The 26,342-nt window shown below is 62.4% G+C and carries 23 protein-coding genes; 7 read left to right on the forward strand and 16 right to left on the reverse strand.

Annotated features, from left to right (window positions below; translation table 11 throughout):
- From tuf to IFU00_22325, 9 genes are all read right to left on the reverse strand, one after another.
- The coding region (gene tuf / locus IFU00_22285; GenBank protein MBD8545011.1) for an elongation factor Tu at positions 1–323 on the reverse strand (323 nt) is incomplete at its 3' end.
- Between the two features lie 84 nt (positions 324–407).
- The gene (gene fusA, locus IFU00_22290) at positions 408–2,513 is read right to left on the reverse strand and encodes an elongation factor G (protein ID MBD8545012.1); all 2,106 of its coding nucleotides are present in this window, start codon (positions 2,511–2,513) and stop codon (positions 408–410) included.
- A gap of 130 nt (positions 2,514–2,643) precedes the next feature.
- On the reverse strand, positions 2,644–3,114 hold the full coding sequence (rpsG, locus tag IFU00_22295) for a 30S ribosomal protein S7 (GenBank protein ID MBD8545013.1): 471 nt from the start codon (positions 3,112–3,114) through the stop codon (positions 2,644–2,646).
- Positions 3,115–3,249: 135 nt separating this feature from the next.
- Entirely contained in the window at positions 3,250–3,633 is a 384-nt protein-coding gene (gene rpsL / locus IFU00_22300; GenBank protein MBD8545014.1) for a 30S ribosomal protein S12, read from the reverse strand.
- A gap of 271 nt (positions 3,634–3,904) precedes the next feature.
- A complete protein-coding gene (locus IFU00_22305; protein ID MBD8545015.1) occupies positions 3,905–4,792 on the reverse strand; it encodes a LysR family transcriptional regulator in 888 nt (295 codons plus the stop codon).
- Between the two features lie 52 nt (positions 4,793–4,844).
- Positions 4,845–5,819 carry an alpha/beta fold hydrolase gene (locus IFU00_22310; GenBank protein MBD8545016.1) on the reverse strand — a complete coding sequence of 325 codons (975 nt, stop codon included), beginning with the start codon at positions 5,817–5,819 and terminating at the stop codon, positions 4,845–4,847.
- Positions 5,820–5,850: 31 nt separating this feature from the next.
- A complete protein-coding gene (locus IFU00_22315; GenBank protein ID MBD8545017.1) occupies positions 5,851–6,345 on the reverse strand; it encodes a hypothetical protein in 495 nt (164 codons plus the stop codon).
- 62 nt (positions 6,346–6,407) lie between these two features.
- Complete coding sequence (locus tag IFU00_22320) at positions 6,408–7,445, reverse strand: AraC family transcriptional regulator ligand-binding domain-containing protein (protein ID MBD8545018.1); 1,038 nt, start codon at positions 7,443–7,445, stop codon at positions 6,408–6,410.
- Positions 7,442–8,311 (reverse strand): diguanylate cyclase, encoded by an 870-nt coding sequence (locus IFU00_22325; GenBank protein ID MBD8545019.1) that lies wholly within the window; start codon positions 8,309–8,311, stop codon positions 7,442–7,444. Before IFU00_22325 ends, IFU00_22320 begins: the two co-directional genes overlap by 4 nt.
- Before the next feature lie 292 nt (positions 8,312–8,603).
- Between IFU00_22325 and IFU00_22330 the strand changes: the two genes are divergently transcribed.
- From IFU00_22330 to IFU00_22345, 4 genes are all read left to right on the forward strand, one after another.
- On the forward strand, positions 8,604–11,105 hold the full coding sequence (locus IFU00_22330) for a TonB-dependent receptor (protein MBD8545020.1): 2,502 nt from the start codon (positions 8,604–8,606) through the stop codon (positions 11,103–11,105).
- A complete protein-coding gene (locus IFU00_22335) occupies positions 11,105–12,964 on the forward strand; it encodes a phytase (protein ID MBD8545021.1) in 1,860 nt (619 codons plus the stop codon). The genes IFU00_22330 and IFU00_22335 overlap by 1 nt, the downstream gene beginning before the upstream one ends.
- A 384-nt stretch (positions 12,965–13,348) precedes the next feature.
- Positions 13,349–13,660, forward strand: a complete 312-nt coding sequence (locus IFU00_22340) for a PadR family transcriptional regulator (GenBank protein ID MBD8545022.1) — start codon at positions 13,349–13,351, stop codon at positions 13,658–13,660.
- A gap of 248 nt (positions 13,661–13,908) precedes the next feature.
- Positions 13,909–14,835: a hypothetical protein gene (locus IFU00_22345; protein MBD8545023.1), complete on the forward strand. Its 927-nt coding sequence runs from the start codon at positions 13,909–13,911 to the stop codon at positions 14,833–14,835.
- 226 nt (positions 14,836–15,061) lie between these two features.
- On the opposite strand, the gene IFU00_22350 is transcribed toward IFU00_22345, so the two are convergent.
- The 7 genes from IFU00_22350 to IFU00_22380 form a co-directional block, all read right to left on the reverse strand.
- Positions 15,062–15,664 (reverse strand): YdcF family protein, encoded by a 603-nt coding sequence (locus IFU00_22350; GenBank protein ID MBD8545024.1) that lies wholly within the window; start codon positions 15,662–15,664, stop codon positions 15,062–15,064.
- 429 nt (positions 15,665–16,093) lie between these two features.
- A complete protein-coding gene (locus IFU00_22355) occupies positions 16,094–16,318 on the reverse strand; it encodes a hypothetical protein (protein MBD8545025.1) in 225 nt (74 codons plus the stop codon).
- 513 nt (positions 16,319–16,831) lie between these two features.
- Complete coding sequence (locus IFU00_22360; protein MBD8545026.1) at positions 16,832–17,161, reverse strand: hypothetical protein; 330 nt, start codon at positions 17,159–17,161, stop codon at positions 16,832–16,834.
- A 515-nt stretch (positions 17,162–17,676) separates the two neighbouring features.
- Positions 17,677–18,051, reverse strand: a complete 375-nt coding sequence (locus IFU00_22365; protein MBD8545027.1) for a hypothetical protein — start codon at positions 18,049–18,051, stop codon at positions 17,677–17,679.
- A 167-nt stretch (positions 18,052–18,218) separates the two neighbouring features.
- Positions 18,219–19,022: a regulatory protein RecX gene (locus tag IFU00_22370; protein ID MBD8545028.1), complete on the reverse strand. Its 804-nt coding sequence runs from the start codon at positions 19,020–19,022 to the stop codon at positions 18,219–18,221.
- 230 nt (positions 19,023–19,252) lie between these two features.
- Positions 19,253–20,356 (reverse strand): S41 family peptidase, encoded by a 1,104-nt coding sequence (locus tag IFU00_22375; GenBank protein ID MBD8545029.1) that lies wholly within the window; start codon positions 20,354–20,356, stop codon positions 19,253–19,255.
- 243 nt (positions 20,357–20,599) lie between these two features.
- Positions 20,600–22,240 (reverse strand): hypothetical protein, encoded by a 1,641-nt coding sequence (locus IFU00_22380; GenBank protein ID MBD8545030.1) that lies wholly within the window; start codon positions 22,238–22,240, stop codon positions 20,600–20,602.
- Positions 22,241–22,405: 165 nt separating this feature from the next.
- Here IFU00_22380 and IFU00_22385 point away from each other — a divergent pair, with 165 nt between their 5' ends.
- The 3 genes from IFU00_22385 (at position 22,406) to IFU00_22395 (ending at position 26,334) form a co-directional block, all read left to right on the forward strand.
- Positions 22,406–24,178 carry a YbhB/YbcL family Raf kinase inhibitor-like protein gene (locus IFU00_22385; GenBank protein MBD8545031.1) on the forward strand — a complete coding sequence of 591 codons (1,773 nt, stop codon included), beginning with the start codon at positions 22,406–22,408 and terminating at the stop codon, positions 24,176–24,178.
- 157 nt (positions 24,179–24,335) lie between these two features.
- Complete coding sequence (locus tag IFU00_22390; protein MBD8545032.1) at positions 24,336–25,604, forward strand: efflux RND transporter periplasmic adaptor subunit; 1,269 nt, start codon at positions 24,336–24,338, stop codon at positions 25,602–25,604.
- Positions 25,605–25,620: 16 nt separating this feature from the next.
- Positions 25,621–26,334 carry an ABC transporter ATP-binding protein gene (locus tag IFU00_22395; protein ID MBD8545033.1) on the forward strand — a complete coding sequence of 238 codons (714 nt, stop codon included), beginning with the start codon at positions 25,621–25,623 and terminating at the stop codon, positions 26,332–26,334.
- The last annotated feature ends 8 nt before the right edge of the window (positions 26,335–26,342 follow it).

Below are 26,342 nucleotides of genomic sequence, written 5' to 3' on the forward strand. Positions count from 1 at the left end.
GCCGAGCACACCAGGATCGCGCCGTCCATCTGCGCAGCACCGGTAATCATGTTCTTGATGTAGTCGGCGTGGCCTGGGCAGTCAACGTGTGCGTAGTGACGGTTTTCGGTTTCGTACTCGACGTGCGCGGTGTTGATGGTGATGCCGCGTGCTTTTTCTTCCGGTGCCGCATCGATCTGATCGTAGGCCTTGGCTTCACCGCCGAATTTCTTCGACAGGACGGTTGCGATAGCAGCCGTCAGGGTGGTTTTGCCGTGGTCAACGTGACCGATGGTGCCGACGTTGACGTGCGGCTTGGTCCGTTCGAATTTACCTTTTGCCATTTCCAGATTCCTTTAAAGAAACGATATGTTCTGTTTAAAGGGAGACAGGACGTCCCGTCTCCCTTGAATTGCTTGTATTGCTGATTACTTCGACTTGGCAGTGACGATAGCGTCAATCACGTGCTTAGGCGCTTCCGAATAGTGCTTGAATTCCATCGTGTAGGTCGCACGGCCCTGGGTCGCCGAACGCAGCGAGGTCGAGTAACCAAACATTTCCGACAGTGGCACTTCGGCTTTGATGATCTTGCCGCCGCCGCCTGGAATTTCGTCCATACCCTGCACCATACCGCGACGCGACGACAGATCGCCCATCACGTTACCGGCGTAGTCTTCCGGCGTTTCGACTTCGACCGACATCATCGGCTCGAGGATGACAGGGTTGGCTTTACGGCAGCCGTCCTTGAATGCCATCGAACCGGCCATGCGGAACGCGTTTTCGTTCGAGTCAACGTCGTGGTACGAACCGAAGGTCAGGGTGACTTTGACGTCAACCACTGGGTAACCGGCCAGCACGCCCGAGGTCAGGGTTTCGCGCACACCTTTTTCGACTGCAGGGATGTATTCGCGTGGAACCACACCGCCCTTGATCGCGTCGATGAACTCGAAGCCTTTGCCCGGCTCTTGCGGCTCGATCGTCAGGACTGCGTGACCGTACTGACCACGACCGCCCGACTGCTTGACGAACTTGCCTTCGACGTCGGTGACTGCCTTGCGGATCGTTTCGCGGTACGCAACCTGTGGCTTGCCGACAGTTGCTTCCACGTTGAATTCGCGCTTCATGCGGTCAACGATAATTTCCAGGTGCAGCTCGCCCATACCACCGATGATGGTCTGGCCCGATTCTTCATCGGTACGCACGCGGAACGACGGATCTTCTTGTGCCAGGCGGTTCAGTGCCAGGCCCATTTTTTCCTGGTCGGCCTTGGTTTTTGGCTCGACTGCCTGCTGAATCACCGGCTCAGGGAAGACCATCTTTTCCAGCGTGATGATCGACGATGGATCGCACAGGGTTTCGCCCGTGGTTGCATCTTTCAGGCCGACCGCAGCGGCGATGTCGCCGGCGTGGACTTCCTTGATTTCTTCGCGCTGGTTCGCGTGCATCTGCAGAATACGACCAAGACGTTCTTTCTTGTTCTTGATCGGATTGTAGACGGTGTCGCCCGACTTGATCGTGCCGGAGTAGACGCGGAAGAAGATCAGCTGACCAACGAACGGGTCGGTCATGATCTTGAATGCCAGCGCCGAGAATTTCTCGTCGTCCTTGGCTTCACGAATGACTGGCTCGTCGTCTTCATCCACGCCCTTGACTGGCGGAATGTCGATTGGCGATGGCAGGTATTCGATCACGCCGTCGAGCATGGCTTGCACGCCCTTGTTCTTGAACGCGGTGCCGCACATCATCGGGACGATTTCCGACGCGATGGTACGCTGGCGCAGAGCGGCCTTGATCTCTTCTTCCGAGAGGTCGCCTTCGTCCAGATACTTGTTCATCAGCTCTTCGTTCGCTTCAGCAGCGGTCTCGACGAGCTTTTCACGCCATTCGTTGGCTTCGTCCTGCAGTTCTGCAGGGATATCGCGGTAGTCGAACTTCATGCCCTGCGACGCGTCGTCCCAGTACACGGCCTTCATCTTGACCAGATCGACCACGCCCAGGAAGTTCTCTTCGGCGCCGATCGGGATCTGCAGCGGAATCGGGTTTGCCTTCAGGCGAGCACGCATCTGCTCGTAGACCTTGAAGAAGTTCGCGCCGGTACGGTCCATCTTGTTGACGAAGGCCAGACGTGGAACTTTGTACTTGTTAGCCTGACGCCACACGGTTTCCGACTGTGGCTGCACGCCGCCGACTGCGCAGTAAACCATGCAGGCGCCGTCGAGCACGCGCATCGAGCGTTCGACTTCAATGGTGAAGTCAACGTGGCCCGGGGTGTCGATGATGTTGATGTGGTGCGGGGCGAAGTTGTTGGCCATACCGCTCCAGAAGCAGGTCGTCGCTGCCGAAGTAATGGTAATGCCGCGCTCTTGCTCTTGCTCCATCCAGTCCATCGTCGCTGCGCCATCGTGCACTTCGCCGATTTTGTGGTTGACGCCCGTGTAGAACAGGACGCGCTCGGTGGTGGTGGTTTTACCAGCATCGATGTGAGCCGAAATACCGATGTTGCGGTAGCGCTCGATGGGGGTCTTGCGTGCCATAATTTTTCCTAAATCTTTGAATGGACAAAACCGAGCATCATCTTGATGATCAAAATGAGCCCGGCCTGAACAACAGATACTACGGGGACGTTAGCACAAGGAAATAATCCCCCTACCTTCGCCCTTTTGCTTAGAAGCGGAAGTGCGAGAACGCCTTGTTCGCTTCTGCCATACGGTGCACTTCGTCACGACGCTTCATCGCGCCGCCGCGGCCTTCAGCCGCTTCCAGCAGTTCACCACCCAGACGTTGCGGCATGGATTTTTCGCTGCGCTTGTTTGCGGCTTCGCGCAACCAACGCATGGACAGCGCCATACGACGAACCGGACGAACTTCCACTGGCACCTGGTAGTTGGCGCCACCGACACGGCGGGACTTGACTTCCACCAGCGGCTTAGCGTTGTTGATCGCGGTCGTGAACACTTCCAGCGGGTCTTTGCCCGACTTGGATTGAATGTGTTCGAATGCACCGTAGATGATGTTTTCTGCAACCGACTTTTTGCCGGACAGCATCAGAACGTTGACGAATTTGGCGACATCCTGGTTACCGAATTTTGGATCCGGCAGGATTTCGCGCTTGGGTACTTCACGACGACGTGGCATTTCAATTCCTTCATGTCTTCAGTTGAGTGCACGCTGTGCACTCGCGAAAGGCCCTCTTGACCCTTCACTTACTCGGCCTTGCGGCCGGCTCAACTTATCTAATTAATGTGACGTGTCTGTGACACGACCATAGAATTACTTCTTAGCAGCCTTAGCACGCTTCGCGCCGTACTTCGAGCGAGCTTGCTTACGGTCTTTGACGCCCTGGGTATCCAGTGCACCGCGAACCATGTGGTAACGCACACCTGGCAAGTCTTTAACACGACCGCCGCGCAGCAGCACGACACTGTGTTCTTGCAGGTTGTGGCCTTCACCGCCGATGTACGAAATGACTTCGAAACCGTTGGTCAGACGCACTTTGGCGACTTTACGCAGCGCCGAGTTTGGCTTCTTAGGCGTGGTGGTGTACACACGGGTGCACACGCCGCGCTTTTGCGGGCAGTTTTCCAGTGCCGGCGACTTGCTCTTCACAACCGCAGCTTCACGCGGTTTGCGAATCAGTTGATTGATGGTTGGCATCGTTCCTAATCCAACAAAGTACTACTCATTAATGACCCGAACCTGCAACGTGCTGATCCGGGGACTGAAACCTAGTCCCGATGACAATGACAAAGACAGGCGACGAAAGCCACTCAGTAAATGGAGCGGCTGCGAATGCGTATACGATGTGCAGAATAAATCGAGAACCTGCGAGTATAGACGCATTGTGATGATGGGTCAACCAGTTTGCTGATTTTGCAGGCAGTCGTTCGCCGTCTTGACGCAGACTGTGGTCGATGTGGCATCACTGCTACAACTCGGCGTGCCGGGCGATCTCGACAAACGCATCCAGGTACGTGGTGCCGGCATCGACTTCGCGCGTGCCCAGGAAAATCTGCTTGAACACGCCCGCCTCCCCCAGCCGCACGGGCGCCACCGGCATGCGGCCCGCGTATTCCTCGACCAGCCAGCGCGGCAGCGCCGCCACGCCGCGACCGCTGGCCACCATCTGCAGCATGATGTCGGTGGTCTCGATTGCCTTGCGCTCGCGCGGCGCGCAGCCGGCCGGCACGAAGAACTGGTTATAGATGTCGAGCCGCTCGATATCGACCGGGTACGTGATCAGGACTTCATCGGACAAGTCGCGCGGCGTCGCATGCGCGCGCCCGGCCAGCCGATGGCCGCTGTGCACTACCAGCACCTGCTCGAAGTCGAACACGGGCACGAAGCGCAGCCCCGGCTTGAACAGCGGATCGGGCGTGACGAGCAAGTCGATCTCGTAGCCCAGCAGCGCCTTCAGGCCGCCGAACTGGAAACGCTGCTTGACGTCGACATCGACCTCGGGCCACGCAGCCAGATAGGGTTCGACCACTTTCAGCAGCCACTGATAGCACGGATGGCACTCCATCCCGATGCGCAGCGACCCGCGCTCGCCACGCGCGTAGGCCAGCATCTGGCCTTCGGCGTGTTCGAGCTGCGGCAGCACCCGCTCGGCCAGCGCCAGCAGCGCGTGGCCAGCCTGGGTCAGGCGCAGCGAGCGGCCTTCGCGCGTCCACACCGGCGTGCCCAGCCCCACTTCGAGCTTCTTGACCGCGTGGCTCAGCGCAGACTGGGTCAGGCACAGCACGTCGGCAGCGGCGGTCAGTGAACCGCGGCGATCGACCTCGCGGATGATGGACAGGTGAATGCGTTCGATCATGGGACAGGCGCAGAATGGATGGATGGGCGTATCGATGTGGCCGGGAAAGCCATCAAGGCGCGGGCGCGGCGCCCTGCTGCAAAAAGTCGGCGATCGACTTCACCAGCAAGGGCGAAACAGGCAAGCTTGGGTCGCCATAGCTGGCAACCTGCAGTTCCGGCACCGCGCGCACGTGCTTGAACACGTGGTTCATGCCCGGAATGATCGCCAGCTTCGCCCCCGGGCGGGCACCGTGCAGCCGGTTGGCCTGCACCACGTCCACTTGGATATCGGTATTGCCCTGCACGACCAGCACCGGCATCGTCAGCTCCGCGATGCGCTGCGCCGGCACATACTTGAACCACGAAATCAGATACGGCTGCACGCTCGGCCGGAACAGCGTTGCCAGCGCCGGAGGTACCGGATCGACGACCGCGCCGCTTTCCAGCGACACCAGAATGCGCTCGCTTTCCTTTTCCAGCTCGGGTGGCAGCTTGCCTTCGAGCTGCTTGCGCATCAGGGTCGAGGCGCCATCGGCAATGCCGGCAATCGACACGAATGCCGCCGCATCGGCCTGCCGCGCCGCCAGCATCCCGATCAGCGAGCCTTCGCTGTGCCCGATCACGGCCACCGACGCGAAGCGCGTATCGGCCTTGAGTCTCGCGATCCAGGCCGCCGCATCGTCGACGAACATCTCGAAGCGCAGCGCCGATTCGGCAGAACCGGCCGCATGGCTGCCACCGATCCCCCGCTTGTCGTAGCGGACCGTCGCGATGCCGGCCTCGGCCAGCCCGGCGGCCAGCAGTTTGAGACTGTCGTTGCGGCCCGGGATCATCGAGCTGTTGCCGTCACGGTCCGTCGGCCCCGAACCGGCAATCAGCAAGGCCACGCGCGGCTTGTCGGTCCCCGCCGGCAGTTCGAGCGTCCCGGCCAGCTGCCCGGTGGGCGTGTCGAGCGTGATCGGTGTCTCGGCCGCATGGGTTTGTGAAGCGATACCACCGATGAACAGCAGCAGGCTGCAAAGACGAACGGCAAAGTTGGCAGACATGGCTTCCTTCATGCGTGGTTGGACTGCGCTTTCAGGCCGCGGCGGCAACAATGCCCTGCTCACGGCAAAATTCGATGATGCGCTGCAGCGCGGCCTCGGCCTCGTGCTCTTCCAGGCCGATGCCGAAGTGGTAGCGATGGGTGGCGGTATCGATCTCGATGCGGCCCTGGCCAAACCCCAGCGCATCCCATTTGCCTTCAGGCGTCCAGGCCTCATGTTTGGGCAACAGGCGCACGGCGCGTATTTCGTGGACCATGAGCGCCAGCGGCACCGACGACGGCAAGCTGCCTTCGCGCGCGATGTACAGCGCATCCTGGAACACGAAATTGCGATACAGCGCCCACGCCGCCAGGACCATGATGACCAGCGCGCCGACGGTCAGCAACATGAATCCGAACGACCCGTCGTGCTCCCAGCCATTGCCCAGGCCCGACGCCACGACCCAGACGAAGACCACCGACATGAACGCCGGGAAGCCCCGTTTCTGGGTGGGACAAACGATATGCAGGGTGGGACTGGGACGCATTCCTCTTCTTCGGCGGCGACAATGACCGCGCACGATACCATTTTCGCGGCAGTGCAGCGAAATCAGACGTGCTGCAGGTGCCCTGCGAACCAGCCCAGCTCTCCGGCCAGCGCAGCGCGGATCGGTCCCGGGGTGAGGCCCGTCCAGCGCTTGAACGAGCGCCGGAAGTTGGCCACGTCATGAAAGCCCAAGTGGCGCGCCACCGCGTCATTGTCGGCGCCCTCGGCCTGGAACAGCCAGAGCGCCACGTGCGTGCGCACCCCGTCGAGCTCACCCTGGAAATGGGTATGGTGCCGCAGCAGCTGACGCTTGAAGGTGGCCGGGCTGACGCCGAAGTCGCCCGCCGTGCGCTCGAGCGTGGGCGCGTCGCGCACGCGCGCCAGCAGGTAATCGTAGAGCGCCGCCAGCAGGCCGGGCGCCTCGCGGGGTTCCAGTTCGGCCGCCTGGTGCGCCAGGCGCGCCGCCATCTCGCTGGCGCGCGGCCATGGACGGTCGAGCCAGCCGGACGGCAGCAGCATCGCGTCGAGCTGGCAGCCGAAGCGCAGTTCGGCGCCAAGATGAACATGATGCTGCTCGATGTGGCGCGGCGCGCCGCGATTGAAGCAGAAGCGCCACGGCAGGCGCTCGCCGCCCAGCCAGCGGCACAGCGCCACTACGGCGGTCATGTGCATCTCGACCAGCGCCGGCCGCAGGCTCGGCGCGCCATACGCATCGACCCAGTACAGCAGCGCTACGTCGTCCCAGGTCTCGAAGCGCGGGCGCAGCAGCGGCGTCAGGCCGGCGTGGAAGCGGCACAGCGTCTGCAGCAGCGTGCGCAGGTTCGGCGCCTGCGCCAGCGCGTGGCTGGCTGCGCCGTCGTGCCCTGGCAGCAGTTGCTGGCCCAGCATGAAGCTGGTGTCCGGGCTGTCCAGCAGGCGCAGGGTGTTCGCCAGCTGCTGCAGGTACTGGCCAGCAGATGTTGCGCTGCCGGCACCCGGGTCGCCGCATCCGCGCAGCAGGTCGGCGTCAAGCGCATCGCGCGAGCGGCCGTATTCCAGCGCCAGCGCGCTGTGGCGGCGCGCCGCGGGCGAGGCCGCCGTGGCGGCCTGCCAGGCGATCACGCGGGGTCCATCTGACGATCCATCTGCCGACACAGCGCGCCAAGGAGCGCATCGGGCGCGCCGCGCGCCGGCGCGCAGCCATGGCGCAGCGTGATGTGCACCCGGCCGCCCGGTGCGTGGTGGCACATCGACGACACCATGCGGCACAGATGGTCGGCCGCGGCGCGCGCCTCCGGCTCGGCCAGGCCCGGCATCAGCACGGCAAAGCGGTCACCCGCATAGCGGCACAGCAGGTCGTCGTTGCGCAGGTTCAGCAGCAGCATGTGGGCGACCGCCTGCAGCGCGCGGTCGCCCTCGGGCTGGCCGTGCTCACGGTTGATGCGGTGGAAGGCGTCGATATCGAACAGCACCAGCGAGCCAACGCCGTCCGTCCGTTTGCTCTCGATATGCAGCTGCGCGCGCAGGTAGGCCGCATCGGCCAGCTGGGTGATGCGGTCGAACGGTCGGTGGTTGCGAAACAGCCGTTCGCGCTTGCGCATGTGGTCCGACAGCGTGGCCTGCTCGCGCCGCCAGTACACCATGCCGGCGGTCAGGACCAGCATCCCCAGCGGCAGCAGCGCCTCCAGCACGTTGTCCCACAGCGCCGACTTCTCGACATCGAACACTTCATCCAGGCAGTCGGCCCACGACCCCAGCATGATGCAGGCCAGGCCGCCCGCCAGCAGGCGCGTGACCACGCCGTCGGGCCGGCTGGCCAGCACCAATCCGCACCACAGCGCCGCCAGCAGGGCCGTGCCGCCCTCGCTGGCGATGTCCACCAGATCCCATGCCGCGAACGGGATGGCCGGACCGGCGCCGGCAAACAGAAACACGACGGCGCCGAGCAGGCCGACGATCAACAGAGCTTGGCGGATCAGGGGAGACATGGGCGGCGCGGTCAGGGAAGATCGCCGGAACATAGCGCAACCAGATGACCGCAGGATGACAGGATGGCAAAACTGTGGCGCCATGGCACAGGGTCAAAACAGCTCACATAAAACCGCGCAGGGCATCCCGGCTCACTGCCCACCCGGTGGTGTTGTCAAAGCCGGCAGGGTCAATTCGGCTCAGGCACACCGTGCACCGCGCCAGACACGGGATAACGACCGGAAGTCGTCACCGATAGGTCACATTCAGGCACCAGAATCCGCCGCATCCCAACCGATTGGATTCTCCCCCATGCGCCACTTTGCCCTCCCCGCTCTTACCGCAGGCCTGCTGGCTGCTGCCGGCGTGCACGCCGCCGAACCGGCCAGCGTGATCGTCACCGGCCAGCGCGCCAGCCTGGCGCGCGCCATCGCCGCCCAGGAGCAGGCTGACAATATCGTCAGTGTCGTCAGCAGCGACGACATCGGCCACCTGCCGGACAAGAACGCGGCCGAAGCGCTGGCGCGGATGCCCGGCGTCTCGGTCCAGCGTGACCAGGGCGAAGGCCGCTACGTCGTGGTGCGCGGCCTGGATGCCGACTACAACAGCGTGACCATCAACGGCGCGCTGGTGCCGTCGCCGGAAGCGACGCGCCGCGCGGTGGCGCTGGACGTGCTGCCGGCCGGGATGATCCGCTCGCTCGAAGTGACCAAGTCGGCCACGCCGGACCAGGATGCCAATTCGCTTGGCGGCAGCGTCGAGGTCAAGACCTTGTCCGCGTTCGACCTGCCAGGCAAATTGCTGAACGTCGGCGCAGCGGTCGGCCACGACACCAACACGAGCCAGAACAGCCCGAGCGCCAACCTGCTGTGGGCTCAGCGCTTCATGGACGGCAAACTGGGCGTGGCCGCCGGCATCTCGGGCGAAAAGCGCAAGTTCGGTTCGGACAACGTGGAAACGGGCGGCGACTGGAACGGCAAGCGCCTGGCCGGCTTCGAGCTGCGCGACTACCTGCCCACGCGCGAACGCCGCGCCGGCGCCATCAACCTCGACTACCGCCCGGACGCGGCGACGAGCTACGCACTGCGCGGTTTCATCAGCCGCTTCTCGGACGAAGAATCGCGCGACCGCATGACGATCGGCGATTTCGAAGGCAATGAAGACGGCGTGCTCGAAGGTGAGACGGACACTGCTACCGTCGAGCGCCGCCTGCGCCAGCGCAAGTACACGCAAGAGATCCGCTCGCTCACCGGCTCGCTCGATCGCCGCATGGGCCAGTACTGGAAGCTGCACGCCGAAGCGGCGGCCAGCAGCGCCACCGACAAGACGCCGGACGCGATTGCCGATGCGCGCTTCACCAACCTCGAGAGCTTCAGTGGCATCGGCTTCACTAATCCCCGCACGCCGCACCTGATCGCGCCCGCCGGCGTGGCCGACGCTGCCAACTACGAACTCGATTCGTTCGCGCTCGAACGCGCCTCGGCGAAAGACAGCACCCGCCAGCTGCGCCTGGACCTGCAGCGCGACTTCGACGCCGGCGACTGGAACGGCGCCGTCAAGTTCGGCGCCAAGACCACGCGCCGCGACAAGAAGACCGACACCGAGGCCTGGGAATACAGCAGCGACGACCCGACCGATGGCGATTACTTCGGCGCCGGCCCGACCTCGATGAGCGCGTTTGTGAATGGCACGCGCCTGAACTACCCGTTCGGCAATCTTGGTTATGCGATCGATCCGGCCCTGGTGCGTGCACGCCTGGCCGGCCTGGCACGCGACCCGGCCCGCGTGGCCGTCGATTCGGCGCTGGACGACTTCAAGCTGCAGGAAGACATCGACGCCGCCTACCTGCAAACGAGCCTGCGCCGCGGCGCCTGGTCGCTGCTGGCCGGCGTACGAGCCGAGCGCACGCGCTTTACGGCCGACGGCTCGCAAGTGACCGACGACGACATCACCCCACGCTCCGCCAGCCGCTCGTACACCAACTGGCTGCCGGGCATGCACCTGCGCTTTGACGTCGACCAGGCCACCAGCGTGCGCGCTGCGTGGAGCAACTCGGTCGTGCGCGCCAACTTCGCCCAGCTGGCACCGGGCGTGAGCCTGGACGGCGACGACGAAGCGACGATCGGCAACCCTGACCTGGCGCCGCTGCGCTCGCACAACCTGGACCTGGGCATCGAGCGCGTGATCGGCGGCGATGGCGTGGTCTCGGCCTATGTCTTTACCAAGGCCATTCGCGACTTCACTTACACCACCGACCTGGCCGGCAGCGGAGAATGGGCTGACTACGCGAGCGCAATCTCGTACAAGAATGGCGACAAGGCGCGCGTGCGCGGCATCGAGCTGGCCTGGCAGCAGCCGCTGCGCATGCTGCCGGCGCCGTTCAACGGTTTGCTGGTCGGCATCAACGGCAGCATCACCAATTCGCGCGCCACGATCGACAGCGCCGATGGCGACGGTGGCCGCGCAGCGCGCACGATCCGCATGCCGGGCCAGTCGAACCGCGTCGGCAACGTGATGCTCGGCTACGAAGCCGGCCCGTTCAGCGCGCGCCTGGCGATGAACTACAAGTCGCCGTACCTGCTGGAGCTGGGCGAGGATACGCTCGACGCAACGCAAGACCGCTTCGTCGACACCCAGAAGCAGCTGGACCTGTCGATGTCGTGGAAACTGGACAAGCGCTGGCAGGTCACGTTCGACGCCAGCAACCTGAATAACGAACATTACTATGTGTACCTGGGCGACAAGTCGCGCAATGCGCAGCACGAACAATACGGCCGCACCTACAAGATCGGCCTGAAAGCGAGCATCTTCTGATGAACAAGACCGTGTCTCCGATCCTGCACGCCGTCCTGCTGGCCTGCTCCCTGGCCGCGCCGGCATCCGGCGCCGCACCAACCGTGCCGGTCACCCTGAACGACGCCGAAGAACTGGCCGCGCTGCCTGGCGGCGGCTGGCTGGCCCTGGACAAGCGCGCGCTGCGCCTGGTCGGCGCCGATGGCCGCGAACGCGCCAGCCTGCCACTGCGTGGCGAACGACTCGACCTGCGCCCGCTGGATGGCGGCGCACTTGCCATCGTCATCGACGCCAACGCCGAACGTGCGCTGCCGGTGCAGATCGACGTCAAGGCCGGCACGCTGCGCGCACTGCCCGTGCTGCCGGACACGGGCTTCGGCATCGAGGCGGCCTGCCTGTATCGCGATGCGCAGCAGCTCGACTACGTGTTCCTGGTCGCGAAAGATGGCCAGGCGCAGCAGTGGCTGCTGGGTAGCGGCGGTAGCGGCACCAATAACGAACACCGCCTGGTGCGCCGTCTGGCGCTGCCGTCCGGTGTCGAGGTGTGCCGCGTCGACGATGCGCATGGCACGCTGTTCGCGGCTGAAGAAGGCATGGGCCTGTGGGCGTATGGCGCCGATGCCGAAGGTCCGCCAGCCCGCACGCCGGTGGCGCTGCAGGCGCCGCACGGTCGCTTGACGGGTGAACTGACGGCGCTGGCGGTGCTACCGGGCGGCGTGGCCGCGATCGACGACAAGGGCGCCCTGCTGACCTGGAAACGTGACGGCAAGCGCTGGCGCGCGCTGCCGGCCCGCCCGCTCGGCGCGCAGCAACTGGTGGCGCTTGCACCGGCGTCCGACAAGCTGGCCGTGCGCACGAAGCAAGGCTGGCAAGCCCCGGCGCTGGCCTGGAAGGCCGGCAGCGCGCCGCCCAAACGCCTGCCGATCGTGCTGCCGCGCATGCAGACTGAACCCGTCGCGCAGCTGGGCGACGCGGCCGACGATCCGGCGATCTGGGTCCATCCGACCGATCCTGCCAAATCGCGCATCTTGGGCACCAACAAGAAACAGGGTATGCTGGTGTATGACCTGCAGGGCCGCCAGACGCAATTGCTGGCAGCCGGTCGCCTGAACAACGTCGACCTGCGCCAGGATGTACGCTTCGGCAGCGAGCGCTTTGACCTGGCCGTGGCCACCCAGCGCGACGAGCAGGCGATGGTGCTGTTTGCGATCGATGCGAACGGCGAACTGCGCGAAGCGGCGCGCCTGCCCACCGGCCTGGGCGACATCTACGGCACCTGCCTGCTGCGCACGCCCGAAGGTGGGCTGGACGCGTTCGTCAACGACAAGGACGGCCGCTACGAGCATTACCAGATCACGCGCAGTGGGGGCCAGTTCGGCGCACGGCTGGCGCGCACGTTCAAGCTCGCATCGCAGCCGGAAGGTTGCGTGGCGGACGACCGCAGCGGCCTGCTGTTCGTGGGCGAAGAAGACCGCGGCCTGTGGGTGACGTCGGCGCGCGCCGATCAACCGGCAATGCTAAAAATGGTGATGCCGGTGGGCGAATGGCTGCACGACGATGTCGAGGGCATGGGCATCTACCATGGCGCAAAACGCAGCTATCTGGTCGTGTCGAGCCAGGGCAACAACAGCTACGTGGTGTTCGATGCGGCGGCGCCGTTTGCCGTGCGCGGCGCGTTCCGGGTGGGGCTCGATGCGGTCAACGGCATCGATGGCGCGTCCGAGACCGATGGACTCGACGTGACATCGGCCAATCTGGGCGGCCCGTTCGCGCGCGGCATGCTGGTGGTGCACGACGGCTACAAGCGCATGCCGGATGGGGCGCAGAACTACAAGGCCGTGGCGTGGGAAGATATCGCCAGGGCTTTGCAGCTCGACTAAGAGCACCTGACAAAACCGTTCGACATACCCCCAACAGATGAGCGAGCAGGCAAGTGAAAGGAATGCCTGATGGATGCCTGCTCGTCGCTCAAGTCGTATGCGCAGTCTGCTAAAGCGGTGTAGCCAACCCACGGTGCGTTCGACGACCCGCCCCCATCAGCCGAGCCGTTCGCGCGCCTCTACGTCATGGCGCGCGATTCGAGCTGCAATGCCCGATGGCGTCAGCTTTGCAGCTTGTCGAGCTGGGAAAGTCACGCCGTCTCGACCGGCACCTGTCGACCCTAAGCAGCCGTTAATCGTTCCTGCAATCTCCCGAAGTGACTAGCAAACAACACCACCAAAAATGAGGCTGGCCGTTAAATCTACCTAGATAGATAATGGTACATGACTCGAACTCGTATGCTCTCATCCCAGGCCAAGACGTTGCTTGCCGTTCTGCTCCACGCCAATGGCAAATGGTCCCACGGCTATGAATTGGCCCGGCTTGCCGACGTCAAATCGGGGACGCTGTATCCGCTTCTTATCCGTTTGGAAGCACAAGGCTATCTGGACGCCGAGTGGCAACAGCCATCCGAAGGGGGCCGACCGCCGCGACATGCCTATCGTCTGACAGCCAGCGGCGTACAACTTGCGCGCGCCAATCCGCTTATCGACGCGGAGGCACCGGTCATGCAGAATCGAAAGGCCACCTTATGAGAAGGGGACTGCGGCGTAGCGCTGCCGACTTGGCCTGCCGAGTCTTGCTGGCTTTGCTTCCGCCTTCATTGCAGTCATGGGGCCTGGCTGTTCGCTACGAGACGGCGGGAATCCACCATGACACCGAGGCACTGTTGTATGCGCTCGGAAGCTTTTGTGGGCTAATGCCGCGTGCGCTCGCATGGCATCTAATCCATTCCTTCGCGCCGCTGATCGGCGATGCCGCCCCCTTCTATGGAGACTCGATCATGATGAACCTTTACTACGCCACAATACGTCGCCCACGGGCTTTGGGCGTCGCCTGTGTCATCGGCGCCGTCACGTCAGGCCTCATCTATATGGCGATTGCGGGCGCGCCGACCCGTTATCTAGGCATCAATGCCTCTGCGCTGATTCTGAGCATCGCGCTGCTAGTGCTGCTCGGTCGCACCGGGCCTCGTGGTCGCCGCTTGACCAGTGTGGCGATCGTGACTATGGCGGCCGCCTTGCTGGCTACTGCTCTACTCGGCGACAGCGTCGATGGCGCGGCGCGTTGGGTAAGGCTGGGTGGATTCGCGGTACAGCCAAGCCTGATCCTGCTGCCAGTAATGCTCGTCGCGTTCACGCGATGCCGCAACGCGCTCGCGACAACAGGCATCATCGCTGCCGCCCTTGCGATGGCCATCCAGCCTGATCGGGCCATGGCCGGCGTGCTGACCGTAGGGCTGGCCACACTTTTCATCGTACGCCGCGACAGGTTCGTCGTTGCAGCGCTTTGCGCGAGCATTGCCGGCTTTGCCACGACCTTGGCCCGTTCCGACACGCTGATGGCGGTTCCCTACGTCGACGGGATTCTTTACTCGTCGTTTGCGGTCCACCCGCTTGCCGGCGCAGCGGTCGTGGGCGGCTCGATTCTTCTTCTGGTACCGGCAATCGCCGGCTGGCATCGCGATCCGCCGGGGCGCGCGAGCTATGCGGTATTTGGGGCGCTCTGGATTGCCGCGATTCTTGCTGCTGCACTTGGAAATTACCCAACGCCGATCGTCGGTTATGGCAGCAGTGCGATCATCGGTTATACGCTTGCTCTTTTGGCACTCCCCGCCTTGACGGCGCTGCAGGGTAGTGAAAGTCTGCAAGCACATGACGGTACCAGTTCAGGAATGCCGAATCAGCATCTGCTCGCGGAGCTCGCGTGATCCGTGTAGAGAAAACTGGGATTGCTGCATAGGCTGAGTTAGCGATCGACGTGGCCCGCGAATGGCAATGAGCAATCCCGGCCGTTCAGGCCAGCCTGGCAGGCGCTGTTCTGAAGGCCGGCCTCTGGCCGAACCCGGCCGTTTACGTCAGCTCAGCAGGTTGCCTGGCTTGAAAAAGTACTTAATGTAACGACAGGCCGGTACCGACCCAGAGCGGACGTCTGTGCTACGACTTCCCAGCAGTCGACCGAGGATATGCTGGGCACTTGCCTATCTCTTCTAAGAACCCTTCTGCTAAGTAACGAGGGATCTTGTTGAATTCGCCAAGTACACGGGCGTGAAACTCCTCATGCTCATACCAGCGTTCGGCAGGAATACCAAAATAATTGATTTGGCAAACCGATAAGCTCAATCCTGGCCAGTGTCTCTGCAAAGTCATCAAGTAGCGTCGGGTTGAGCATATTTTCCCAATGACGACGACACTTCGAATCACTGAAAGATCCATCACCTCCGCTACCTTCTCTCGACCGAAACGTACGTTCTCTCCCGTGTTCATTGCTTCAGTTTCCAGTATGAGAACGTTTTCAGGTACCCCGAGAGCGACTAGTTGCTCTGCAATCACCTCTGCCTCTGCTAGAGGCATCGATCCAGTCCGTCCACCCGATACCAACAGGCGGTTGAACATGCCGTTCCGCCAGAGTTCATGTGCCGCCTCGCAAAACTCCGGTATGCCGTGGCGAGTGCCAAAAAGGAATCCGAGATCGGAGGCGCACACCGGAAATGACGGCATGACGTAACGAGCGATGCTTTCTAAGTCCTGGTGTGACATAAATTCAATGACCGGTGTTGGCCGAAATCGGCCGATCGCCGTCAGGCCGGTTTCGACCCGACGCGGACACTGCGTGATGCAACTGAAATTGCTTATTGCAGCGCAATGATCCTGCGAACCTTAGGGAAAATGAATACTGAAAACGCTACTGCGACTGGCAATGCGACAACAAACATTGCAATGTTTGGGGCAACGTCGAAGACGTATCGCACGACAGCCGCTGCTACACATCCCCAAAACACTGAAGACGCGACTGTGTAGCAAACAGCAACAACGAGTTGCCTTATTTTTTCCACTCGTCAGGGCTCGATTCAAGGTTTAAACGGCCGCTTCTGGCCGAACCCGGCCGTTGAGCTCAGCATATCAGGTCGCCAAGCCCGAAAAATCGCGGACTGTCACGAAGGACCGCACCCGACCCGAAGCAGACCTTCACATCTGGTGTATCCATTCCACCTGTCCGTTCGGGACCGTGACCCATATCCGTACATCTGGTGGATCCACAACGGCCACTGCCGGGTTGAGTCCAGCTTGATTGAGGAAGATTGCCTCCCAGCGACCTTGCTCCTTGCTGCCAATCTGGCCGGGACGCACATGCTCAATTGAATGAGACGACAAATAGTCCTCAGCAATTTTTAAACACTGATCTTCCGTCATTGTTTTCCTCCGCCATTGCTAAACGTCTGCTCTTGGCCGAAAGCGGCCTGTCGCACTAGGTTAGCAGCTTGCAAAACGGGAAAATCCACGGGTTGTCACAGACGCCGTTTTTCTTGATGGCATCCTTCAGATCGGCCAACGTGAGCAAATTCTTGATCTGATATTCCGAAGTCGTGGCAACGAACGCTACGTGGTTCAAAACGGGAACGTAGCAAAGTTTCCTTGCATGGCTGCGCGTACCTTCACTTCCACTCCCCCCCTTGCGTCGAGCACTTTCTTCCTTTCCTTCCCGGCGCCGTCAAGCCGGGGCGCCAAGACGGAGAGAATTTTGGCCGCTTCTTTGAGGATGCGCTGTTTTTTATCGTTCAGCCCGCCCACCGCTCAACCGGGCTCGTATGCCAGCCTCGTTGCACACGACAACGATCTTGACGCTCAGCCAAAAGCATCTACAGGAAGAGACGGAAATCATACGATAAGGTGAATCGAGGCGGCGATGATCATTCATGGCGATCCTCAACCGTTCTGGGCCGCCTTGGCGTCTGCCAGCTCGTCGGTGCTAGCCATGTAGCCCTCATCGGCGGCCAGTTGCGCGTCCGGCTGCAACTGCTCGTGTTCGCGCGCGCGGGTGAGGAGCACTTGCACTATGTCGATTTTATGGCGCACAGTCTCGAATAACGCGGCCAGGGTCAGCGGCTCCGGGAGCATCACTTCGCATTCCTCGGCGGCGCGCGCGGCCGGGTGCTCGCGCGCCAGCTCGCCGGATTGTCCCGTCTCATCGCGCTCGATCAAGCGCATCACGTTGCGCAAACCCTGCTCCAATTGTTCCAGCCGGCTCGATTCCATTCAAAACCTCCCGTGTTCGCGATAGAAAAAAGGCACTTCGGCCAATTGCACGCCGCAACGCCCTGCGAAGCATACACATTCTTCCTCGCCGACGACGCCCTGCTCGGAGCTAACGCCAGTGAGATGGATGCGCGACATGTACCTCAACGTGAAAACGCCGTGGCGGGGCCTAAAACTGGCTGGAACAGCGATCGCCGCGCGATTTACCGCTCTTCCTGCAGACGCTTTTCACTGAGTGTGCTTACCTGTGGCTTTAGCATCGAGGCCGGCACACTTGCCCGGTTGAGCAGTAGGCGGGACGCGGAGTTTGCTACACGTCTAGAGCGATTTATCCGGGTCTTGCGTCTCGAAGGGATGGCCGCTTGCAAGTGACGGACTGGCACGACAGGCAGCAATCGCCCGATTGCTTTCCGTTCTATTTCCTGTCCGCTTAGGAGGCCGACCGCCTCAAGCCGCAAGGCATCCGAACTTCCGGAATCGACCCGAAGCAGACGTTCGACAACTGCGGCAACTGCCTATCCGTGTGCAGCTGGCCAAGCACCGATTTTGGCATCTGGAATCAGCCCTTCAGGCACAGGCCCGATGTTGTCCGCGCCGTAAGTCACGTCTACTCTGCTGAGGCAACCGCGCTCGTCAGTAAAGAGAAGCATGTCGATTTCTTCAGGGAAGTTCGACGTGAACGCTAGTTCATAAAACAGGCCCGTTCCGTCTTGTAGCGGTGGGATAGTTACGCCGGTAGGCACCTTGAATGCGAATCCATGGCAACCACACTGACAAAGCTCGCCAAACTTCCCCGCAGCGATCTGCTCGAACAACGGATGGATAAACGGTAGGTCCTGCGCTAGCAGGATATCTATCCAGTTTTGCGCTTGCGTCTGTGTGTTTGTCACAAGGAAGCTCTAGAAAACGCGACTCGGATTGATCGTGCGGCTGGCCAGTAGCTGCCAACCGGTCCAAGCACATCATTTCCCAGGCGCCCGTTAGCGCCCGTCGCCCCGAAAATCTTGAAATAATTTCTGCGCCTTGATCGCTTCACATCGCATTACTAGTGCAACGTCTAGTCATATTCAGGCCCCGATTTCAGATGCTCCATGGCGATATTTATCGAATGGCCGCTGAAGCCCCGGTAAGCCAGGAAGCGATAAACCTTCTGCCGCAGTTCTTGTGTCATCCCCGTCTGTGCAATGTCCTTGCGAAACTTCTCGACCACAACGACAACGCGCTCATCTTCCGGCTCCATTTGCTCAATGGTTGCCTTCGTAAGTTGCTCGTCGATACCTTTCTGTCGGAGAGTCAGGGCGACTCGCGCGTCGCCGACCCGTGGTTCGATCTGCCGGGTTTTCATCTCCGCATACCGTTCATCTGACTGGTAATTCAACCCCTGCAGCAGTATCAGTGCGTCATCTGCCTCCTGTTCGCTGTAGCCTCGCAGGACTAGCTTGCGCCGCAGTACGGCTGCCGAATACTCCCGTTTGGACAGGAGCCATCCGGCATACTGGTGCGCCGGTTGCTTCGGTTTTTGCTGTGGCTGAGCCGGGTCGCGCGCCTTGTACTTTGGCTTTTTGTCGGACGTCCTTGCATATTCTCCAGGAGCAGGCTTTTTCGTCCCGAAACTGGTCTTGGGAACCTTCTTCTTGTAGTCGGAGCTGCGCGTGATTCTGGGCACACCATCCTGCGCCGGCGCCTCGTCCGTCTCAAAAGTCCGTTGCAAAAGCTTGCTGGGCCGGACGGTCTGGTCATCCTTGCTCTTCGGTCTCGCTCCGAAGCTTGATCGCTTCGGCTTTTCGCCACTCCCATACCCTTCAAGGTCCTCTTCGGTGACCTCTACAGGTTTTCCGGTCTTCGAGTTGATCAGGTACATGGATAGGTCAGGCTCGCGGCATGATCAACGATGTCGGCGTCAGGAGAAGCGCCTCGCCGGACCATTGTATTCCCTGCACAGGTGCACAGGTGCACGGCCGAATCCGGCCGGTCGAGCCAGCATAGCAGGTTGGCAAGTTGAAACTCCAGTGGTAGCCGACACAGGCCGGTACCGACCCGAAGCGAACGTCAGATCCAGATAGCAGGTAACTACCAACGTGCATATTCAGATCAGCCACACGTGATGCGTCCAGTAGTGCGTTCGCTAAGCTGCCCAATGCGCTCATTTAGGCGACCTAGCTCGTCAGGATTGTTCTCCGACGCCGCAATATTGGCCAAGATAGCTAGCTGCGCAGTTCTCAAAGCATCGCTTGCACAGACGCTGATATCGGGCGTCACGCCAACGCCTTCCCAATTTGTTTTCGTTACCGGGCTGATTGTGCGGCCTAGTGGCACAAAGAGTGAAAAGTTTGGCAGCAGCCGCTTGTTACCACCCTGATTAGCGCCGCCTCCGGTGGTCTCACCGACGACAGTCGCACGCTTGAGGTTTTTGAGTGCGTAGGTGAAGTCCTCTGCTGCTGAGAAAGTGTCCTTGCTAGTCAGGATATAGACCGGCTTCGTCCCGCCATAGCGCAGGCCGGGGACGACATCGGCAGTCCACCGCTGTTCGGTGCGGTTGCCCTCGCGGTAGTAGAAGTCGTTTAGCTGGGTGCGCTTGTCAAACATATAGCTGGCCAACAGGAGTCCTGCGGCTGCATCGCCTCCACGGTTATTGCGCAGGTCGATAACAAGCGCGTCCGTATGGGCGACAAGCGTCATTGCGGCGGCCAGCGTCTCGGCCATCTCCTTTGCGCGCGCGAAGCGCGCAAGTTCCAAATACCCGATATTGAAGGGTAACCGTTCGATTTTATCTATGCCAAAATTGTTCGACCTCATCATCGCGAGGTAGCTGGCGGCTTCCTCGGGCGATCGCTCGTCATAAGACTTCCTGTCGGCTATCACCGCCTCGCTGTACATCACGCGCAGGTGCCGGTCTTTAGTGGCAGCCTGCAATTCATCGGACAGCACTTCGGACAGTTGCTGTGCGCTAGCAATAGCGTCATAAAATCCGCGCTTTTGCTGATGGCGTAACGATGTTTCGACCTTTTTCGCCATGTCGGGAAAGACGTAGCTGTTGTTGACTTCCTTAATCACGGCGTCTATCAACTGCTGACGGCTAGCGGCGTTCATCTGCTTGTCACGCTGGTTAGAAACCCCAGCCGATTGCGCGAAAGCAGGCGAACAAGCGATGGCTGCGACAATAGCGGCGGTACCAATAGAACGCAATATTTTCATTTCTTCCCTTAAAACTTCGATCGGTTTATGTTGTCTGAACAGAAAGGTCGTGTCACTTATTCAATATCTGGAAAGATTGCTGGTTTTCAATAGTGGCCTACTTACTGTAGAGGCAACGCACCCGATGCGCCGGACCGTCACGACGTCTGCTATTGGCCGAAAGCGGCAGGTCAGCATGACTCAATGTACAAGCATGTTGCGGCCAGACGAAGTAACAGGTTTTTGTCATGCGTCCCAAGCCGGTCACGCCTGCTGCGCCGTCGGCGCGCCAGTGACCGGCTCCAGCAAGTGGCCGCTCAGCCAGCGCGCCACTTCCGCCGCCCTGCCCTCGATCTGCGGGCCGAAACCCTCCCTGGCCAGCAGCGCAATGCCATTCGGATTGCGCAGTACGCCCTTCTGCAGCACCGGCCGGCCGCTGGTCGTATCGATGCAGATGGCGTCGAACCCCGCCTGCAGCAGCGGCGCGAGCACCAGGTTATGCGACGACACCAGTACCAGGTCGTGCCTCGACAACTGTTCGAGCACCGCAGCGGCAGCGGATACCGACTCGAGGTGGTTCGTACCGCGAAACACCTCGTCGATCAGGCACACGCCTGCAGGCTGGCCGGCTGCCTCGAGCAGTTCACGGGCACGCCGCAATTCCGCCATGTACAGGCTCTCGCCGCCGAGCAGCGAATCCTCGTTCTGCATGCTGGCGCGTACCGGCACCGCCGGCAGGCGCGCCCGCGTGGCGTAGCAAAAGCCAAACGCGCGCGCCGCGAGCAGGTTCAGGCCCACCATGCGCAGGAACGTGCTCTTGCCCGATGCGTTCTGGCCCGAGACGAACGCGCCGCGCTCATGCAGCGACAATGACAGCGGCGCCGGCTGCGCCATCAACGGATGCACGCCATCCTCCAGCAGCAGCTCGCGCGCCCCGCCCCGTTCGGCCCAGCACCAGCGCGGCATCGCGCTCAGGTGCCGCGCCAGCGCGACATCGGCTTCCAGGTTCGCGCACGCCAGATAGCACTCGCGCAGAAACGCGCGCTGTCCGAACACGATACGCACCGTCCGGAAGTAATGCGCGATGTTCCCGGCAGCGAACCAGTCGGCATACTGCCTGCCGCCCGGGATCATGCGCAGCGCGAAGGGCCGGTCGAGGCGCACATGCAGGCGCGCGGCGGTCGCGCGCGTCGCCACGAACGGTTCGGTCAATGCCCCGCCCCCCTTGCCGAGCAGGCCAACGGTGGCAAGCAGCGCGCCCAGCGAGCGGATGGTCGCGGTCCAGCCCTCGATCTGCTGGTGATAGCGGATCTGCAGCGCCATCAGCGGCGCGAGCGCAGCCAGCGTCAGCATCCAACCCAGCGGCAACGTCACCAGTGCAGCGACCGACACCAGCAGCAACACCGGTAACAGCCACAACCAGCGTGACCACCACGGCGTCACGGGCGGCGTCTCGCCGAACAACAGCGCGCTCACATCCACATCCGCATGGCGCAGCATCCGCAGTTGCGCGTGCAGCGCGGCCAGGTGCGCGGGGTCCGCGATCAAGCCTTGCAGGCGTGTGCGCTGGGCACCGCAGGCCGCATCGTCCACGCCCGCGCGCAGGCGCCGGTGCAGCACCTGGCGGCCGAAGATGCTGGCATCGGGCGCCAGCTTGTCCTCGAACGATGGCAGCAGCAGGTCGTCCCAGGTCTGGGCATCGATGCTGGCGCGGTTGGGGCCATCCTGCTCGTGCAGACGCCCGATATCCTGGGGCGTGAAGAAGTGGTTCGGAGGCGGCGCGGTCGATGGCGCCAATGTGGCGATGGCGGAACGCCAGAGATGCTGCAGATGGTCGAACGACGACAAGGTGAGTCCTGAAGAGAGCCGGCGGTGCCGGTTGCCAGGTGCATGTGCAGACGACATGGCGAACTTGCAAGAAGGAAAACGTTCCAGTGGCGAAATTATCTTTTTTGCATAAGGAGCGCCACTACGGACAATGTTCGTTTCCCAACATACCGAGGCAGTAAACACTGGCACGATGCCTTCTTGACCATCTCTATAACAATGTCCATGAAAGGCAGGCCCTCCATGAAACGCGCTTCGCTCGCCGCCGCACTATGCCTCGTGTTCGGCTCCGCCACCGCCCAGCAGGGCGACGGCACCCAGTTTTCCACCAAGATCAACGTCTGGAAGCCCAACAAGGTCGAAGCGACGCCCGAGCGGATTCGTGCACTCAAGGCACCGCCCGGCTTCACGGTCAGCGCGTTTGCAACCGGCCTGAAAAACGCCCGCATCATCGCCGTCGCGCCCAGCGGTGACATCTATGTGAGCCGCCGTGACCAGGGCGACGTGCTGCTGCTGCGCGACACCAACAACGACGGCCGCGCCGACGGCGAGCCGATCACGGTGGCCAACCGCGCTGGCGCGCACGGCCTGGCGATCCGTGACAACAAGCTGTATCTGGTGACGGTCAAGGAACTGTTCGTGGCCGATATCCAGAAGGATGGCCGCCTGGGCGAACTCAAGATGCTGATCGGCGACCTGCCCGACTCGGGCCAGCACCCGAACCGCACGATGGCCTTCGGGCCGGACGGCATGCTGTACCTGAGCGTGGGCAGCACCTGCAATACCTGCAACGAGAGCAATCCCGAAAACGCCACGCTGCTGCGCATTTCGCCGGACGGCAAGCAGCGCACCATCTTCGCCAGCGGCCTGCGCAACCTGATCGGCTACGCCTGGCATCCGACGACGGGCGAGCTGTGGGGCTTCGACCATGGCATCGACTTCCTCGGCGACGACGTGCAGGCCGAGGAAATCAACAAGATCGAACTGGGTAAACAGTATGGCTGGCCGCACGTGTATGGCGCCAATGAGATCTACCCGCAAAGCACGCCCGTGGGCGAGATCACCAAGGAGCAGTGGAAAGCGCGCAGCACGCCGATGGTGCTTGGCTACACGGCCCACGCAGCGCCGATGCAATGGGTGTTCGGCGCTGGCAGCGCGTTCCCCGCCGAGTACCAGGGCGACGCATTCGTGACGATGCGCGGCTCGTGGAACCGGGTGCCGGCATCGGGCTACGAGATCGTGCGCGTGCGCTACCAGAACGGCCAGCCGACGAAGGTCGAGCCGTTCGTTACGGGCTTTTTGACCGATGGCGGCAAGACCCACATCGCGCGTCCGGTCGGGCTGGCGATGGCGAAGGACGGTTCTCTCTTGATGGCGGACGATGCCAATGGCGTGATCTACCGGGTCGCCTACACCGGCGGCAAGGCCGGCATGCCGGCAAAAGCCCCGGCAGGCCCGCTGGAACAGCAAACCAGCAAGGGCACCAATGTTCCACTGGCACTCAAGCGTCCCGAGACCGAGGCCAAAGGGCAGATGACCGTCTCGTCGCCCAGCTTTGCGGCCAACGGCATGATGCACGAGCGCTACACCGAGTACGCCGACGGCGTCTCGCCGGCGCTGTCGTGGAAAGCGGCGGCCGGTGCGAAGTCGTACGTGATCATCGCGGAAGACCCGGACGCCAAACCGGCCCTGCCCTTCGTGCACTGGGTGATGTGGAATATCCCGGCCAATGTCACGAGCGTGCCGGAAGGCGTGCAGGAGCAAGCCCGCCTGTCGGATCCCGACGGCGTGCTGCAAGGCCTCACGACGCGCGGTTCGCCGGGCTACTACGGACCGAAGCCGCCACCGGGTGAAGCGGCGCACCGCTACCACTTCCAGGTGATGGCGCTCGACACGATGCTGGACGTGCCGTTCGGCGCCGACCGCGACCAGGTGCTGGCGGCGATGAAGGGCCATGTACTGGCCAAGGGCGAGATCGTCGGCAAGTACGCGCAGAAGCAAAAGCCGCAGAAGTAAGGCTGTAGAGCAAACCTCACCGGCGGCCGTGTCCGCGGCCGCCCGGACGGACACCGCGGACAGCGGTGTCCGCAACTGTCCGCCATACGAATCAATGACTTAACGCCTGGCACGGATCGTGCAATAACGACCATTACACCGTCGTTACTGGACCACCATGATCCCCGAACCATCCCGCCAGGACACCACCCTGACGCCGCCCCCGGCGCAACGATTCAAGCGCCGCGCCTTGACGATCGGCGCGGCTGCTGCGCTGGTTGCCGTCAGCGCCACGCTGTACGCCGCCTGGAACAACAGCGAACATAGCGTCTCGGCCAGCCGCATCCGCATCGCCGAGGTAGCGCGCGGCACGCTGGTGCGCGACGCCGCCGTCAATGGCCGCGTCGTGGCCGCCGTCAGCCCCACGCTGTATGCCACCGCCCCGGCCACCGTCAACCTGAAGGTTGCCGCCGGCGACACGGTCAAGAAGGGCGACGTGCTGGCACTGCTCGAATCGCCCGACCTGACCGACGCCCTCAAGCGCGAAATATCGTCGTATGAACAGCTCAAGGCCGAAGTCGCGCGCCAGCAGATCCTGTCGCGCAAGCAGAAGCTGCTGGCCCAGCGCGAAGCCGACACCGCCGAGATCGACCGCCTGTCGGCCCAGCGCACGCTGGAGCGCTACGACAGCGTCGGCCAGATCGGCATCATCGCCAAGATCGACTACCAAAAGGCGAAAGATGCCGTCAATTCGGCCGGCATCCGCGCCCGCCACGCCAGGCAGGCCGCCGTGCTCGAAGGCGACGACGTCGAACTGGCGATCAAGACCAAGACCAATGAGCTGGAACGCCAGCGCCTGTCGATGGCCAACGCCCAGCGCCGCGTCGACGAACTGACCGTGCGCGCGCCGGTCGATGGCTTCATCGGCACGCTCAATGTGCAGAACCGGATGGTGGTCGCCGCCAACGCGCCGTTGATGACGCTGGTGGATCTGTCGCGGCTGGAGGTCGAACTGGAAGTGCCCGAAACCTACGCCGGCGACATGGGCCTGGGCATGCGCGCCGAGATCACGCTGCCGTCGGGCCGCGCCACCGGCACGCTGTCGGCGCTGTCGCCCGAGGTGGTCAAAAACCAGGTGCTGGCACGGGTGCGCTTCGATGGCACGCAGCCGACCGGCCTGCGCCAGAGCCAGCGCGTCAGCGCGCGCCTGCTGATCGAGGAAAAACCGGACGTGCTGATGGTGCAGCGCGGCCCGTTCGTCGAGAACGAGGGCGGGCGCCACGCCTACGTGATGCACGACGGCGTGGCGGTACGCACGCCGATCCGGATCGGCGCCACCAGCATCTCGGCCGTTGAAATCATCGACGGCCTGAAAGCCGGCGACAAGGTGGTGGTGTCGGGCACCGATGCCTTCGACAATGCCGCACGCGTCTCAATCAATCAATGAACCACGGAGCCAGACTATGCTGCGCATGACCAACCTGAGCAAGGTGTACCGCACCCACATGATCGAGACGCACGCGCTGCGCGGCTTCGCGATCCACGTCAGCCAGGGTGAATTTGTCACCGTGACCGGCCCGTCCGGCTCGGGCAAGACGAGCTTTCTCAACATCGCCGGCCTGCTCGAAGAATTTACGTCGGGCGAATTCATCCTCGATGGCGTGAACGTCAAGGGTCTGGACGACGCAGCGCGCTCGCGCCTGCGCAACGAAAAACTCGGCTTCATCTTCCAGGGCTTCAACCTGATCCCCGACCTGAACCTGTTCGACAACGTCGACGTGCCACTGCGCTACCGCGGCTTCAATGCGCGCGAGCGCAAGGAACGCATCGAGGATGCTCTCGGCAAGGTGGGCCTGGCCTCGCGCATGAAGCACTACCCGGCGGAACTCTCGGGCGGCCAGCAGCAGCGCGTGGCGATCGCGCGCGCGCTGGCCGGCAGTCCGAAACTGCTGCTGGCCGATGAACCGACCGGCAACCTCGATACGCAGATGGCGCGTGGCGTGATGGAGCTGCTCGAAGAAATCAATGCGGCCGGTACCACCATTTTGATGGTGACCCACGACCCGGAGCTGGCCGTGCGCACCCACCGCAACGTGCACATCATCGATGGCCAGGTGTCGGATCTGGTACGGCGCGCCCCGTCGCTGCACCAGGCCCATACCGACGTCACGGCATAAGGAGCGGC

Origin of the sequence: Oxalobacteraceae sp. CFBP 8761, assembly GCA_014841595.1 — a bacterium.
Lineage (GTDB): Bacteria > Pseudomonadota > Gammaproteobacteria > Burkholderiales > Burkholderiaceae_D > Telluria.

What these genes read in the sequence shown, in the direction of transcription:
- IFU00_22380 (MBD8545030.1), bottom strand. Translation starts at nt 22,240, where the DNA reads ATGTCGTCTGCACATGCACCTGGCAACCGGCACCGCCGGCTCTCTTCA.
- IFU00_22385 (MBD8545031.1), top strand. Translation starts at nt 22,406, where the DNA reads ATGAAACGCGCTTCGCTCGCCGCCGCACTATGCCTCGTGTTCGGCTCC.
- IFU00_22350 (MBD8545024.1), bottom strand. Translation starts at nt 15,664, where the DNA reads ATGTCACACCAGGACTTAGAAAGCATCGCTCGTTACGTCATGCCGTCA.
- IFU00_22375 (MBD8545029.1), bottom strand. Translation starts at nt 20,356, where the DNA reads ATGAAAATATTGCGTTCTATTGGTACCGCCGCTATTGTCGCAGCCATC.
- IFU00_22340 (MBD8545022.1), top strand. Translation starts at nt 13,349, where the DNA reads ATGACTCGAACTCGTATGCTCTCATCCCAGGCCAAGACGTTGCTTGCC.
- IFU00_22335 (MBD8545021.1), top strand. Translation starts at nt 11,105, where the DNA reads ATGAACAAGACCGTGTCTCCGATCCTGCACGCCGTCCTGCTGGCCTGC.
- IFU00_22315 (MBD8545017.1), bottom strand. Translation starts at nt 6,345, where the DNA reads ATGCGTCCCAGTCCCACCCTGCATATCGTTTGTCCCACCCAGAAACGG.
- rpsG (MBD8545013.1), bottom strand. Translation starts at nt 3,114, where the DNA reads ATGCCACGTCGTCGTGAAGTACCCAAGCGCGAAATCCTGCCGGATCCA.
- IFU00_22360 (MBD8545026.1), bottom strand. Translation starts at nt 17,161, where the DNA reads ATGGAATCGAGCCGGCTGGAACAATTGGAGCAGGGTTTGCGCAACGTG.
- IFU00_22395 (MBD8545033.1), top strand. Translation starts at nt 25,621, where the DNA reads ATGCTGCGCATGACCAACCTGAGCAAGGTGTACCGCACCCACATGATC.
- IFU00_22330 (MBD8545020.1), top strand. Translation starts at nt 8,604, where the DNA reads ATGCGCCACTTTGCCCTCCCCGCTCTTACCGCAGGCCTGCTGGCTGCT.
- IFU00_22310 (MBD8545016.1), bottom strand. Translation starts at nt 5,819, where the DNA reads ATGTCTGCCAACTTTGCCGTTCGTCTTTGCAGCCTGCTGCTGTTCATC.
- IFU00_22355 (MBD8545025.1), bottom strand. Translation starts at nt 16,318, where the DNA reads ATGACGGAAGATCAGTGTTTAAAAATTGCTGAGGACTATTTGTCGTCT.
- IFU00_22345 (MBD8545023.1), top strand. Translation starts at nt 13,909, where the DNA reads ATGATGAACCTTTACTACGCCACAATACGTCGCCCACGGGCTTTGGGC.
- IFU00_22370 (MBD8545028.1), bottom strand. Translation starts at nt 19,022, where the DNA reads ATGTACCTGATCAACTCGAAGACCGGAAAACCTGTAGAGGTCACCGAA.
- rpsL (MBD8545014.1), bottom strand. Translation starts at nt 3,633, where the DNA reads ATGCCAACCATCAATCAACTGATTCGCAAACCGCGTGAAGCTGCGGTT.
- IFU00_22325 (MBD8545019.1), bottom strand. Translation starts at nt 8,311, where the DNA reads ATGTCTCCCCTGATCCGCCAAGCTCTGTTGATCGTCGGCCTGCTCGGC.
- IFU00_22390 (MBD8545032.1), top strand. Translation starts at nt 24,336, where the DNA reads ATGATCCCCGAACCATCCCGCCAGGACACCACCCTGACGCCGCCCCCG.
- IFU00_22305 (MBD8545015.1), bottom strand. Translation starts at nt 4,792, where the DNA reads ATGATCGAACGCATTCACCTGTCCATCATCCGCGAGGTCGATCGCCGC.
- fusA (MBD8545012.1), bottom strand. Translation starts at nt 2,513, where the DNA reads ATGGCACGCAAGACCCCCATCGAGCGCTACCGCAACATCGGTATTTCG.